Genomic DNA, 12798 nt, shown 5'->3' with positions numbered 1-12798 from the left:
GCCGCGTAGCAATCTACCCGTCGAACCTGTGATTTCTCGATTCGCACCGCCCGGGACGGTCGGTGGACTCGGTCACGGGTCGGGGGATCTCACCGACGCGCACGGGTGCGTGCCCCGTCGAGGATGATCGTCAGCCCGTCCACGAATTCGCCGTCGAAGTCCCGGCCCGACGGTCCGGTGACGCCGAGGCGTTCCATCTGCGCGCGGGTCTGTTCCTCGATGGTCAGACCGATGACGAGCTGACAGACGGCAGTGCTGACGGCCTCCGCGTCGCGGAGCGACAACCCGCCGGCATGTCCGGCCGAGACGATGTCGGCGGTGATCGCCTTCGTGGACAGGCCGCTCGCCCAGCTCGACGACACGACCTCGGCACTGTCGGGCACATCGAGCAGGGCGGCACGCATCCCGGTGGCGAGCAGACGTAGCCGCTCGTCCCACGCCAGGTCGGTGGCCGGAATCGAGACGGCACCCAGGATGTCGTCGGCAAGTGCGGCCAACAGGGTCTGTTTGTTGGGGAAATGCCAGTACAGGGCGTTGGGACGCACTCCGAGCTCGGTGGCGAGCCGGCGCATCGACAGGTCGGCCAGGCTGTGCTCGCGCAGGATGTCGCGGGCAGCGCGGAGGACGTCGGTCCGGCTGTTGCTCACGCGGTCAGCGTAGTCACCGGTTCGACGCCGGCCCGCGCGAGCCACCTGTACACCGTCCAGGCCTCCCTGTACGGTGTTCAGGAATCCTGGACGGTGTCCAGGTGATCCCCGGGGTTGAAGAAGGAGGAGCGCGCCGTGGACCAGGGCGAGATCAGCCGTGTCGACGCGGAGCACATCTGGCATCCCTACGGGGCGTTGCCCGCGACGACCGACCCCCTGGTGGTGTCGTCGGCGTCGGGAGTTCACCTCGAACTCGCCGACGGGCGCTCCGTCGTCGACGGCATGAGTTCCTGGTGGGCGGCGATCCACGGCTACCGGCACCCGCGCCTCGATGCCGCGGCCGCGGTTCAGATGGGACGGATGTCGCACGTGATGTTCGGTGGGCTCACCCACGAACCCGCCGCCCGGCTCGCACAACTCCTCGTCGAACTCACCCCCGAACCGCTGCAGAAGGTGTTCTTCTGCGACTCGGGCTCGGTCTCGGTGGAGGTCGCGGTGAAGATGGCGCTGCAGTACTGGCGCAGCCGCGGCCAGTCGCAGCGCACACGCCTGCTGACCTGGCGTGGTGGTTACCACGGCGACACCTTCACCCCGATGAGCGTCTGCGACCCCGAGGGCGGCATGCACTCGATGTGGTCGGCGGTCCTCACGCGGCAGGTTTTCGTCGACGCTCCGCCCGCCGAGTATCGACCCGAGTACGTCGCCACGCTGGAGGCCTCGATCCGCGAGCACCGCGACGAGCTCGCCGCCGTCATCGTCGAACCGGTCGTCCAGGGCGCCGGCGGCATGCGCTTCCACGACCCGGCATATCTGTCCGCCCTGCGCGACATCTGCGACCGCCACGGCGTCCTGCTGATCTTCGACGAGATCGCCACCGGTTTCGGTCGGACCGGGACGCTCTTCGCCGCCGACGCCGCGGACGTCGCCCCCGACATCATGTGCGTCGGCAAGGCGCTGACGGGCGGGTACATGACGCTTGCCGCCACACTCTGCACCTCACACCTCGCCGAGGTCATCAGTGCGGGGGAGGCCGGCGGACTCGCCCACGGCCCGACCTTCATGGCCAACCCGCTCGCCTGCGCGGTGGCGGTCGCCGCCATCGAGTTGTTGCTGGAGACGCCCTGGGCCGAACGCGTGGCGGAGATCGAGAGAGGTCTCTCCGACGGCCTGGCGCCACTGCAGGAGCTCGACGGCGTCGTCGACGTGCGGATCCACGGCGCGATCGGGGTCGTCGAACTCGACCGTCCCGTCGACATGTCCGCGGCCACCGCGGCCGCCGTCGACGCCGGTGCGTGGCTGCGGCCCTTCCGCAACCTCGTCTACACGATGCCGCCGTTCATCTCCACGCCCGACGACATCTCGACGATCGTTCGCGGTATCTCGGCCGCGGTGCGGGCGACCCTCGGCGACGAGAACTCGACGACCACCGAACTCGTGGGAGCACGGTCATGACCATCACCTCGGGACAGCCCACGACCGGCCAGGCCGACGACATCGCCTCGGGTGGGGTGGCTTCGGGCGAGGTCGGACTCGCCTGGCTTGCCGGGGCCGCACGCGACCGCGCCGCCGCCGGACTGCATCGCGAGCCGCACGTCCGCCGAGTCGGTGCCGACGCGATCAATCTCGGCTCCAACGACTACCTCGGTCTGTCGACGCACCCCGACGTCGTCGCCGGCGCGCGGGCCGCGGCCGCGCAGTGGGGTGGCGGATCGACGGCGTCGAGGCTGGTCGTCGGCACCACGCAGGCGCACGTCGACCTCGAGACGGAACTCGCCGACTTCCTCGGTTTCCCTGCCGCACTTGTCTTTTCCTCCGGCTATCTGGCCAATGTCGGCGCGGTCACCGCACTCGCTGGGCGCGGCGCCGGGAGCAGAGCGAGCGGGCCGGATGACTCCGGCGATCTCATCGTGAGTGACACCGGTTCGCATGCGTCGCTGATCGACGGGTGCCGGCTGTCACGGGCACGGGTCGTCGTGGTGGATCGTGGGGATCATGAGGGCGTGCGGGCCGCCCTCGCCGAACGCACCGAGGAACGCGCACTCGTCGTCACCGACTCGGTGTACAGCATCGACGGCGAACCGGCCCCCGTCGCCGATCTGTATGCGGCTGCTCGCGCGCACGGTGCGGTGCTGCTCGTCGACGAGGCCCATGCCGTCGGCGTCCGTGGTCCCGGCGGGCGTGGACTCGTTGCCGAACAAGGACTTTCCGGCGCGCCGGACCTCGTGGTCACCACCGTGCTGTCCAAGTCGTTCGGATCGCAGGGCGGAGTGGTCCTCGGGCCGGAGATCCTACGGTCACACCTGATCGACTGTGCGCGTCCGTTCATCTTCGACACCGGACTGAATCCGGCGGCGGTCGGCGCGGCTCGGGCCGCACTGCGTGTCCTGCGTTCCGATCCCGCGCTACCGGACCGATTGCGCGGCAACGCCCGTCGCCTGGCCCGCGCATGCGGCGCCGAGGAACCCGCCGCAGCGGTGATCTCGATCATCGTCGGCGACCCGCAACGCGCCGTCGACGCGGCTGCGGCCTGCCGTGACCGCGGAGTGCTCGTCGGGTGTTTTCGCCCGCCATCGGTCCCGCCGGGCACCTCCCGGCTGCGCATCACCGTGCGCGCCGACCTCGATGCCGCGACCCTCGACCACGTCGCCGAGGTCGTCGACGCCGCACTGCGTGAGGTGGGTGCACGATGAGCGCGACGACACCATCACCGGAACGCGGACGCGTTCTCGCCGTCACCGGCACCTCGACCGACGTCGGCAAGACGGTCGCGACGGCGGCCCTCGCCGCCGCCGTTTGTGCGAACAGCGCCGTCGCCGTCTGCAAACCCGTCCAAACCGGCGTCGCACCAGGCGAACCCGGCGATCTCGCCGAAGTCGCGCGTCTTGCGGGTGAGGTGACCACGGTCGAGTCCTACCGCTATCCCGAACCGCTCGCCCCGGACACCGCGGCGCGACGCGCGGGGATGCCGCTCGCCGATCCTGACGTCATCGTGCGGGCGGTCGACGACCTCGCGGCCAAGCATGACCTGACCCTCGTCGAAGGCGCCGGCGGTGTGCTGGTGCGACTGGGGGAGTCCGCTACGATCCTCGACGTCGCCGCAGCGACACTGGCACCCGGGACGAACGACGGCGTCGTCATCGTCGTCGCACCGGGCCTCGGTGCGCTCAACCATGCCGAGCTGACCGTGAACGCCGTGCGCGCTCGAGGCCTCCGGCCCGCCGGACTCGTCATCGGGTGGTGGCCGCCGGACCCCGACCTCGCCATGCGCTGCAACCGATCCGACCTGCCGCGGATCACCGGCGTCCCGGTGATCGGCGTGCTGCCCGCGGGTGCCGCCGCCCTCGATCCCGCCCGGTTCCGCCGGACCGCGCCGACCTGGTTCGACCCCGACTGGCTCGCCGGCTCCCTCACCAACCATCCGGCATCGCTCGCCGGGACCTCATAGACCGTTTTTTCCAGCCCGCCCAATCAGTTCCAGTACAAGGAGTTCAGCCCGTGACACAGGCAACCGTCGACACCGCCCGCGACGCACAGACGTCCGACGACATCCTCGCCATCGCCCGCGAGCAGGTGCTCGAGCGCGGTGAACCGCTCGACCGCGACCAGGTCCTGGCGGTGCTGCGCCTGGACGACGACCGGTTGACCGAGTTGCTGCAGTTGGCCCACGACGTCCGCATGCGCTGGTGCGGACCGGAGGTCGAGGTCGAGGGCATCATCTCGCTGAAGACCGGTGGCTGCCCCGAGGACTGCCATTTCTGTTCGCAGTCGGGTCTGTTCGCCTCGCCGGTGCGCAGTGCCTGGATCGACATCCCGTCGCTGGTGGAGGCCGCCAAGCAGACCGCCAAGACCGGTGCCACCGAGTTCTGCATCGTCGCCGCCGTCCGCGGACCCGACAAGCGTCTGCTGAGCCAGGTCGCCGCCGGCATCGAGGCCATCCGCAACGAGGTCGACATCCAGATCGCCTGCAGCCTCGGCATGCTCACCCAGGAGCAGGTCGACCAGCTCCGCGACATGGGCGTGCACCGCTACAACCACAACCTCGAGACGGCGCGCAGCCACTTCCCGAACGTCGTCACCACCCACACGTGGGAGGAGCGCTGGGACACGCTGCGCATGGTCCGCGAGGCCGGCATGGAGGTGTGCTGCGGCGGCATCCTCGGCATGGGTGAGAGCCTCGAGCAGCGCGCCGAATTCGCCGCCGACCTGGCCGCACTCGAGCCCGACGAAGTCCCGCTGAACTTCCTCAACCCGCGTCCGGGTACGCCCTTCGGTGACCTCGACGTGCTGCCCGCGTCCGAGGCGCTGAAGTCGGTGGCGGCCTTCCGCCTCGCTCTGCCGCGCACGATCCTGCGTTTCGCCGGCGGCCGCGAGATCACCCTGGGCGACCTCGGCGCCAAGCAGGGCATCCTCGGCGGCATCAACGCGGTCATCGTCGGCAACTACCTGACGACGCTCGGCCGGCCCGCGGAGGACGACCTCGACCTGCTCAGCGACCTGTCGATGCCGATCAAGTCACTCAACGACACCATCTGAGGGACGCGATCGACGCTGGTCCTCTCCTACATCCTCGCCACGATCGGTAGCGTGTTCTCTCATGATCGACACCGTCCCGGGGCCGCTCGCCGAACCGTGCAGGTACGGCGTGTACACGGGCCTCGAACTGGAACTGCAGGCACCCGACGCCATCCCGCCGGCCGCGCGTCTGGGGCTTGAACCTCCGCGCTTCTGCGGGCAGTGCGGGCGCCGCATGGTCGTGCAGGTCCGACCCGACGGCTGGAGCGCCAGGTGCTCCCGCCACGGGACGGTCGACTCGGCCGAACTGGGTCGTCGGTGAGCGGTCCGGCGTCCGGGCGGCATGTCGCCCGGCCGGTCGCGACACTGCTCACCGCGACCGCGGCGGTGATCGTGCTCGGCGCGGTCGCCGGCGCGATCTGGGCGCTGGTGACACCGCCCACGACCGGCGTCGTCGTCAAGGGCCTGACCCGTGAGGACATCCCGACTGGATTCGACGCTGTCGGCGCCTTCGCGCTGATCATGTTCGCCTACGGTGGCATCGCCGCACTCGTCGCATGGGCGGCGGCGCGGCCGTGGCGCGGCGTCACCGGATTCCTCGTCCCCGCGCTCGGTACGGTGGCCGGGTCCGCGATCGGTGCGCAGGTCGGAATGTGGTTGGCCGGCCTGCGATTCGACGACGACATCGCCGGGCTCCCGCTCGAATCGGTGTACCGCGTGCTGCCCGAACTCTGGCTCGACGGCGGTACGCGCGCCGGACACAGCGCACCCTGGACCCTGCTCATCTGCGCGCCGTTCGCCTTCGCGATGGTCTACCTGGTCTGCGTGTTGTCCTCACGCACGGCGGACCTCGGCGTCGGCGATCTCGACGTCGATCACCGTGCCGGTGACGATCCGTCAGGGTCCGAGGTCACATCGGTGGACGCAGTGTCGCGAACTCATCCGTGACGCGTAACTCGTTGTCGGCGAAGGCATAGAGCGCCGGCGGCCGCCCGCCGGATCGCCCGGTCTTGCCGACGGTGCCGGTCGACACCACCACGGCGCGTCGACTCAGGATGCGTAGCAGGTTGGTCGTGTCCACCGCGTAGCCGAGTGCGGCGCAATAGATCTCCGACAGCTCCGACATCGGGAACTGCTTCGGTGCCAGCGCGAAGGCGATGTTGGTGTAGGAGAGCTTGGCGGCCAGCCGGTGCCGGGCGGTGTCGATGATCTCGGCGTGGTCGAAGGCCACCGGGGGCAGTGCGTCCACGTCGAACCAGGCCGCGCCGTCGGGAAGGGTCACCGGGCTGTCCGAGCGGACGAGGCCCATGTACGTCGAGGCGATCGTGCGGATGCCGGGAACGCGTCCGGGATCGGAGAAGACCGACAGCTGTTCGAGGTGAGCGATGTCGCGGACGTCCATCTTGTCGGCGACGAGGCGTCGAGCGACGACCGACAGCTTCTCGTCACCGGCGACGTCGCCGCCCGGAAGAGACCACCGGCCGGGCTCGGCGTCGGTACCGGCCCGAGAGAGCAGGACGCAGAGCGCGGGGCGGACGTCGGAGCCGTCGGCAGAGGGCGGAGTGCGGACCTGGAAGACGACGCTGAGGACCTCGACCCGCAGAACGCCGGAGCCACTGAACGCTTCGGGGCCACTGAACGCTTCGGGGCCACTGAACGCTTCGGGGCCGTTGACCACTTCTGGGCCGTCGGAGCTGGAGGGGTCGGACCCGGCGGCTGGCATGGCGTCGATTGTATGGGTCAGACGCCCGGCGACCGGCCAATCGGAGACGTCAACACGCGCGCCGCGCCGTCGGTGATCGCGATGGTGTGTTCGCTGTGCGCGCCGCGAGAGCCGTCGAACGATCGGATCGTCCAGCCGTCGGCGTCGAACTTGACCCGCTCGGAGCCGAGCGTGAACCAGGGCTCGAGCGCCAGCGTCAACCCGGGCTGCAGTTTCATTCCGCGACCGGCCTTGCCGATGTTCGCGACATGCGGGTCCTCGTGCATCGTGCGGCCGAGTCCGTGGCCACCGAACTCGGTGTTGACGCGGTATCCGTACGACTTGGCGATGGCCCCGATCGCCGCGGAGATGTCGCCGAGCCGGGCGTCGGGCCGGGCGGCGTCGATGGCTGCTTCCAACGCTTCCTCGGTTGCCTGTACGAGTCGCCGGTCCTCGGGGCGGGGCGTGCCGACGATGACGCTGCGGGCCGAGTCGGCCACCCAACCGTCGATCGAGACCGCGATGTCCATGGACAGCAGATCGCCGTCGGCCAGGACGTAGTCGTGGGGCAGCCCGTGCAGCACGGCGTCGTTCACGGACAGGCAGATGACGTTGCGGAAGGGGCCGCGGCCGAAGGACGGGGAATAGTCCCAGTAGCAGGACTGCGCGCCGCGTTCGGCGATGAGGTCACGGGCGCGCTGCTCGAGATCGAGCAGGTTGACGCCGACATCGGCTCGTTCGGCGAGGTCGGCGAGCAGATCGGCGATGAACGCACCGGTCACCCCCATGGCACCTATCTCGGATGGTGACTTCAGCTCGACCATTCTCGTTCCCTTCGCGATCGGATGAGTGGACTGGTATAGAAATACCAGCAATCGGTATATGTATACCGGAGATCCGCTAGGCTCTGTGCATGGTCCGCAACCCGTTGACCCCGGAACAGATCGCCGCCGGCCGCCGTCTGGGCGCGCGGCTGCGCGAACTCCGCGCCGACCGGTCCCTCGGTGAGGTCGCCGTCAGCGCCGGCATCTCTCCGGAGACGCTGCGCAAGATCGAGACGGGCCGGATGCCGACTCCCGCGTTCGCCACGATCGCTGCACTCGCGCGGTCGCTGAACACCTCCCTCGACGACCTGGCCCTGGTGTTCACCGACACGGTCCTCGACGCCGCCGGACTCGACTCCGCGGTGGTGCGCGCCGGGTGACCCCGCGCCCGTCGGACCTCACCTACGAGGAGGTCGGTGCGACCGCCGGAGAGCTACCGGCGGGCTATCACCATCTGCGCCGCTCGCGTGTGATCGGTGCCGGCGAGGGATGTTTCGACCTGGCCGCGCAACGAATCCTGAACTGGGACATGCATCGTCGTGCCGGAGTGGGCGTCGATGCCTCGACCCCGCGTGCCGCGGTCGGCTCGGTGGTGACGATGCGTCTGGGGCTGGGTCCGGTGGGCATCTCCGCCGCGTGCCGGGTCATCGAGGTGATCGACTCGGTCTCGAGCGATGCGGGGACCGAACGCGGCTTCGCGTACGGCACCTTGTCGGGGCATCCCGAGATCGGGGAGGAGCGGTTCTGGGTTCAGCGACTTCCGGACGATTCCGTGATCGCGCACGTCGTCGCCTTCTCCCGGCCAGGTCGTTGGTTCACGCGGATCGGCGGCCCGATCGGGCGAGTGGTGCAGTCGCGGATCGCCGAACGCTACCTCGATGCCCTGATGTGCGCCTGAGGGTGCGTGATCTGCCGCGAGGGTGACGGGAATGAACCCGGTGTGGTGAATGTTACGATGCATAGTGTTTTCGACCATGAGTCGAAAACCATGCCTCGGACACACGGCCCGTGCTCCGGGGACCCGATGACCCGGGGTCGTAGACGCCCCCCGGGACAGCCAGAGGAGTGGCAATGAGCATCACCAGTGATCGCCCGGCGGCCGTGACCGCGCCAGCAGCCGGGCTCCTCGATGCCGAATGGTTCGACGCACCGGGTGGCTACGCCGGTGTGGAGCCGACTCAGGAGTGGGCGGACGAGGTCCGACGCCTCGCACGTGCCCGCAACGCGACCCTGCTCGCGCACAACTATCAGCTTCCCGCCATCCAGGATGTCGCCGACCACGTCGGTGACTCTCTCGCCCTGTCGCGTATTGCGGCCGAGGTCGACTCCGACGAGATCATCTTCTGCGGCGTCCACTTCATGGCGGAGACCGCCAAGATCCTCAGCCCCGAGAAACGCGTCCTCATCCCGGACGAGCGCGCCGGTTGCTCGCTGGCCGACTCGATCACCGCCGACGAACTGCGCGCCTGGAAGGCCGAGTTCCCCGATGCGGTCGTGGTGTCCTACGTGAACACCACCGCCGAGGTGAAGGGTCTGACCGACATCTGCTGCACCTCGTCGAACGCCGTCGACGTCGTCGCGTCGATCGACCCCGATCGCGACGTCCTGTTCCTTCCGGACCAGTTCCTCGGTGCGCACGTCAAGCGTGAGACCGGCCGCGACAACATCCACATCTGGGCGGGTGAGTGCCACGTGCACGCCGGCATCAACGGTGACGAGCTGGCCGATCAGGCCGCGTCGCACCCCGATGCCGACCTTTTCATCCACCCCGAATGCGGTTGTGCGACCTCGGCTCTCTACCTGGCGGGTGAGGGTGCCGTGCCCGAGGATCGAGTCAAGATCCTGTCGACCGGCGGCATGCTCGACGCTGCTCGCGAGACCGGCGCCAAGCAGGTTCTCGTCGCCACCGAGGTCGGCATGCTGCACCAGCTGCGCAAGGCCGCGCCCGGGGTCGACTTCCAGGCGGTGAACGACCGCGCGTCGTGCCCCTACATGAAGATGATCACGCCGGCTGCGCTGCTGCGGTGCCTGCGTGAGGGTCGCGACGAGGTGTTCGTCGACACCGACGTCGCGGAGAAGGCCCGGAAGAGCGTCGAGCGGATGATCGCGATCGGTAACCCGGGTTCGGGCGAGTGACCGGAAGCTCTGCGGTGAGTGACGGTTTCATCGGTCAGGCGTCGGCCGGCGGCGCGCTGGAACTGGTTGTCGACGACGAGATCCGTGCGCTGATCAGGACCGCGCTCGACGAGGACCTGCGGTACGGACCGGACATCACGACCGCGTCGACCGTCCCGGCCGGCTCCGTCGTCGACGCCGCGATCGTCAGTCGTGCACATGGCGTCATCGCCGGCGTTCCGGTGGTGATCGCGGTGTTCGACGAGGTCATCGGCGAGGGCAATTTCGAGGTGACGGACGTTGTCGCCGACGGCAGTGTCGTCCAACCCGGCGACACCGTCCTGCGCGTCCACGCTCCGACGGCCGCTCTGCTGACGGCCGAACGCACTGCGCTGAACCTCATCTGCCACCTGTCCGGGATCGCGACTGCGACCCGGGCGTGGGTCGATGCGGTCTCCGGTACGTCCGCTCAGATCCGTGACTCGCGTAAGACGCTGCCAGGTCTGCGTCTGCTGCAGAAGTACGCGGTGCGCGCCGGTGGCGGAGTCAACCACCGGATGGGTCTCGGCGATGCCGCCCTGATCAAGGACAACCACGTCGTCGCCGCCGGTTCGGTCGCGGCTGCGTTGGAAGCCGTTCGTGCGGCGGCTCCGGGTCTGCCCGTAGAGGTCGAGGTCGACTCGCTCGCCCAGCTCGACGAGGTCCTTCCCCTCGAACCGCAGCTGGTGCTTCTCGACAACTTCGAGCCGTGGGAAACCCAGATGGCCGTGCAGCGACGCAACACTCGTTCGCCGCATACCAAGCTGGAGAGCTCCGGCGGCCTGACCCTCGACGTCGCCGAGGACTATGCCCGTACCGGCGTCGACTACCTCGCCGTCGGTGCACTGACGCATTCGGTCACGGTGCTCGACCTCGGGCTGGACGTCCCCGCGCCGCAGGTCTGATCGACGGTCAGCCCGCGGCGTCGTAGGCCTCGCCGAGCCACCGGCGGACCTCCGCGTCCACGTCCGCCCTGGCACGCATCTCCAGATGATGCATCCACACGTGCGGTGACGGGTGCGCGACCTCCTTGAAACGAGCAGAGTCGACGCGGTGCCGAAGGGCGATCGACAACACCGCCGGCACATCGGATCGCACGTACATGCCGGGGCGCCACACGTAGGCGAAGCCGGTCCGGCGTCGGAAAGCTATCTGGCTCTTGGTGACTCGGACAGCGATGTCGTCTCCCAGATCACGGATGGCTTCCTCGACCGCGCCATGGATCGACAGGCCCTCCGGCGAGCCTGCGAAGAAGTCCTCGACGTCGTGCGGGGTGTCCGTGGTCATGCTTGCTCCAGAATCGCACGTGATCTTCGAAGGCGGTCCACCATTTCTTCCCGAGCGTGATTCTCAGGCGCGCGGGTATGCGGCGGCGAGCATTATCGAGGCGAGGGTGGCTTCGGCGTCGGAGGCGTTGCGTAGGTCGATGATCTGGCGCAGGTGCAGGCGCGGCTGATCGCCGGACGCCGTTGTGGGTCCGTGGATTTCGGTGCGCACCTGTTCAAGGTGCTCGGCGAACCGTCGGGGTAGGTCGGGTCGCCGGTTGATGCGTTCGGGATTCGGGGGTGCGCCGGGTTCGGCGTTGAGCCGCCAGACGCAGCGGCCCTCATCGGGTCCTTCCCGCACCATGCGGGTGGTGTATTGTCCGGGTTGATCGCCGACCATGCGGTTGTGTTTCGGGCATGCGGGGGCGAGGTCGGTGATGTCGGTGAGGCCACCGAGACCCCAATCCAGTTGCGCGTGGTGCATTTCCACGTGTGCGGCGGATAGGTCGCAGTCGGGTGTGGAGCAGGCCTCGCCGTCGGGACGGGCGAAGGACACCAGTCGCTGTTCGCGGGTGGCCAGGCGTTTGCCGCGCCCGAAGTACAGCGGGACGGCGGTGGCGTCTTTGAACACCGCCAGCCAGGATTGGGCGTCGGCGGCCATGTCGATTAGATCGGGGATGGGGATCAGGGTGCCGGTGGCGGTGGTGGCGAACCCGGCTTCGCGGATCAGATCGTTGAGGTCGGCTTTGACGATCACCTGTATCGGCAACCCGCGGTGACTCTTGCCGAGCAGGCCGTCCTCGAGCACAGCCTTCAGCAAGGCGTTGAACGCGTCGTGGTTGCGCTGCGCATCGCTGCGATCATCACGTGCGGCAGCGGCTTCGACCATCTCGGGGTCGGCATTCTCGATCGACCCGTGCGGTGATTCGGGGTCGTCGGGGTTGTTCATGCCGGGTTTGGCCCAGACCGCGAGCAGCATGGTGATCCGCGCGAGGAGTTCGGGGGTGAGGTCGGCGGACATCTTGGCGGTGCCGTCGGCGCGTTGCCGGTTGACCGACAGTTTGCGACGGCGTTTGCGGTCGGTGTCGTCGGCGAGTGTTCCGTCGGGGTCGAGGTGGGCCAACAGGCGGGCGCCGAGGGCGGTGATGTCGGCGGGGGTGTGGTCGACGGCGATTTCGGTCATCTGTCGTTCGGCGGCGAGCTTCACGTCGTGGTCGACGGCGTGCGGGATCTGGTCGAGCACGTCGAGTACCGCCCGGATGTGGGAGGTGTTGATCTTGCCGTCGGCCAATGCCTCTGCCAGAGCGGGGTGTTCGGGTTCGAGTGGTTCGCCGGTCGGGCTGAGGTGGGTGGCGGTTGCGTGGCGTTGTTTGGTGCGGCGCATGGGGTCGGCCACGCGCAGGCGGTGGGTCATGAACTGGGTGATGCTGCGGTGCCCGGTTTTGTGGGGCAGGTCGCGGTCGGCGATCTCGACGATCTGCCGGTCGCCGGCGAAAGTGAGTCGGGCGATGGCGCGTTCGGTGTCGGCGGCGACATCGACCAGTTCGGCATCCGAGCACTGCGTCAGGTCGACGGTCTGTAGTTCGGCGGTGATCCGATGGAGTTCACTCACCAGTTCCTTTGCGCGCGAGGGCGGGCCGTCGGCGACACCGGACTCGGAGATATCGGTCAAGACGGTCACCCCCGGAACTCGT

15 protein-coding genes are annotated in these 12798 nt (G+C 68.8%); 10 read left to right on the top strand and 5 right to left on the bottom strand.

Features of this window, described 5'->3' with window-relative positions:
- Positions 1–89: 89 nt before the first annotated feature.
- The gene (locus GAA2_RS14790) at positions 90–647 is read right to left on the bottom strand and encodes a TetR family transcriptional regulator (protein ID WP_006438552.1); all 558 of its coding nucleotides are present in this window, start codon (positions 645–647) and stop codon (positions 90–92) included.
- A gap of 135 nt (positions 648–782) precedes the next feature.
- Here GAA2_RS14790 and GAA2_RS14785 point away from each other — a divergent pair, with 135 nt between their 5' ends.
- From GAA2_RS14785 to GAA2_RS14760, 6 genes are all read left to right on the top strand, one after another.
- Positions 783–2099 carry an adenosylmethionine--8-amino-7-oxononanoate transaminase gene (locus GAA2_RS14785; protein ID WP_024500338.1) on the top strand — a complete coding sequence of 439 codons (1317 nt, stop codon included), beginning with the start codon at positions 783–785 and terminating at the stop codon, positions 2097–2099.
- The gene (locus tag GAA2_RS14780; RefSeq protein ID WP_024500337.1) at positions 2096–3337 is read left to right on the top strand and encodes an 8-amino-7-oxononanoate synthase; all 1242 of its coding nucleotides are present in this window, start codon (positions 2096–2098) and stop codon (positions 3335–3337) included. Before GAA2_RS14785 ends, GAA2_RS14780 begins: the two co-directional genes overlap by 4 nt.
- Positions 3334–4092 (top strand): dethiobiotin synthase, encoded by a 759-nt coding sequence (bioD, locus tag GAA2_RS14775; RefSeq protein ID WP_024500336.1) that lies wholly within the window; start codon positions 3334–3336, stop codon positions 4090–4092. The genes GAA2_RS14780 and bioD overlap by 4 nt, the downstream gene beginning before the upstream one ends.
- Positions 4093–4142: 50 nt before the next feature.
- A complete protein-coding gene (bioB, locus tag GAA2_RS14770) occupies positions 4143–5180 on the top strand; it encodes a biotin synthase BioB (protein WP_024500335.1) in 1038 nt (345 codons plus the stop codon).
- A gap of 61 nt (positions 5181–5241) precedes the next feature.
- Positions 5242–5481 (top strand): hypothetical protein, encoded by a 240-nt coding sequence (locus GAA2_RS14765; RefSeq protein WP_006438557.1) that lies wholly within the window; start codon positions 5242–5244, stop codon positions 5479–5481.
- On the top strand, positions 5478–6107 hold the full coding sequence (locus tag GAA2_RS14760) for a DUF2567 domain-containing protein (protein WP_024500334.1): 630 nt from the start codon (positions 5478–5480) through the stop codon (positions 6105–6107). The genes GAA2_RS14765 and GAA2_RS14760 overlap by 4 nt, the downstream gene beginning before the upstream one ends.
- Here the strand turns inward: GAA2_RS14760 and GAA2_RS14755 are convergent.
- A complete protein-coding gene (locus tag GAA2_RS14755) occupies positions 6070–6882 on the bottom strand; it encodes an NUDIX hydrolase (RefSeq protein WP_024500333.1) in 813 nt (270 codons plus the stop codon). The two genes, GAA2_RS14760 and GAA2_RS14755, sit on opposite strands and share 38 nt — an antisense overlap.
- Positions 6883–6899: 17 nt before the next feature.
- Positions 6900–7685, bottom strand: coding sequence for a type I methionyl aminopeptidase (gene map / locus GAA2_RS14750; RefSeq protein WP_024500332.1), 786 nt, complete (start codon positions 7683–7685; stop codon positions 6900–6902).
- 89 nt (positions 7686–7774) lie between these two features.
- Here map and GAA2_RS14745 point away from each other — a divergent pair, with 89 nt between their 5' ends.
- The 4 genes from GAA2_RS14745 to nadC all read left to right on the top strand — a co-directional run bounded on the left by GAA2_RS14745 (position 7775) and on the right by nadC (position 10744).
- Entirely contained in the window at positions 7775–8065 is a 291-nt protein-coding gene (locus GAA2_RS14745; RefSeq protein WP_024500331.1) for a helix-turn-helix transcriptional regulator, read from the top strand.
- The gene (locus GAA2_RS14740; RefSeq protein WP_024500330.1) at positions 8062–8583 is read left to right on the top strand and encodes a DUF1990 family protein; all 522 of its coding nucleotides are present in this window, start codon (positions 8062–8064) and stop codon (positions 8581–8583) included. Before GAA2_RS14745 ends, GAA2_RS14740 begins: the two co-directional genes overlap by 4 nt.
- Positions 8584–8756: 173 nt before the next feature.
- On the top strand, positions 8757–9821 hold the full coding sequence (gene nadA / locus GAA2_RS14735) for a quinolinate synthase NadA (RefSeq protein ID WP_024500329.1): 1065 nt from the start codon (positions 8757–8759) through the stop codon (positions 9819–9821).
- A gap of 14 nt (positions 9822–9835) precedes the next feature.
- Entirely contained in the window at positions 9836–10744 is a 909-nt protein-coding gene (gene nadC, locus GAA2_RS14730) for a carboxylating nicotinate-nucleotide diphosphorylase (RefSeq protein ID WP_024500328.1), read from the top strand.
- 7 nt (positions 10745–10751) lie between these two features.
- Here the strand turns inward: nadC and GAA2_RS14725 are convergent, their stop codons facing one another.
- On the bottom strand, positions 10752–11126 hold the full coding sequence (locus GAA2_RS14725) for a DUF5655 domain-containing protein (protein ID WP_024500327.1): 375 nt from the start codon (positions 11124–11126) through the stop codon (positions 10752–10754).
- Between the two features lie 63 nt (positions 11127–11189).
- The gene (locus tag GAA2_RS14720; protein ID WP_191835010.1) at positions 11190–12776 is read right to left on the bottom strand and encodes a DUF222 domain-containing protein; all 1587 of its coding nucleotides are present in this window, start codon (positions 12774–12776) and stop codon (positions 11190–11192) included.
- Between the last annotated feature and the right edge of the window lie 22 nt (positions 12777–12798).

The organism is Gordonia ajococcus (assembly GCF_012974285.1).
Classification (GTDB): Bacteria; Actinomycetota; Actinomycetes; order Mycobacteriales; family Mycobacteriaceae; genus Gordonia; species Gordonia amicalis.
This window is presented reverse-complemented; position numbering and strand designations above follow the sequence as displayed.

Excerpts from the sequence above, each read along its gene's own strand:
- GAA2_RS14780 (WP_024500337.1), top strand. The coding sequence starts at position 2,096 with ATGACCATCACCTCGGGACAGCCCACGACCGGCCAGGCCGACGACATC.
- bioD (WP_024500336.1), top strand. The coding sequence starts at position 3,334 with ATGAGCGCGACGACACCATCACCGGAACGCGGACGCGTTCTCGCCGTC.
- GAA2_RS14765 (WP_006438557.1), top strand. The coding sequence starts at position 5,242 with ATGATCGACACCGTCCCGGGGCCGCTCGCCGAACCGTGCAGGTACGGC.
- GAA2_RS14755 (WP_024500333.1), bottom strand. The coding sequence starts at position 6,882 with ATGCCAGCCGCCGGGTCCGACCCCTCCAGCTCCGACGGCCCAGAAGTG.
- map (WP_024500332.1), bottom strand. The coding sequence starts at position 7,685 with ATGGTCGAGCTGAAGTCACCATCCGAGATAGGTGCCATGGGGGTGACC.
- GAA2_RS14745 (WP_024500331.1), top strand. The coding sequence starts at position 7,775 with ATGGTCCGCAACCCGTTGACCCCGGAACAGATCGCCGCCGGCCGCCGT.
- nadA (WP_024500329.1), top strand. The coding sequence starts at position 8,757 with ATGAGCATCACCAGTGATCGCCCGGCGGCCGTGACCGCGCCAGCAGCC.
- GAA2_RS14725 (WP_024500327.1), bottom strand. The coding sequence starts at position 11,126 with ATGACCACGGACACCCCGCACGACGTCGAGGACTTCTTCGCAGGCTCG.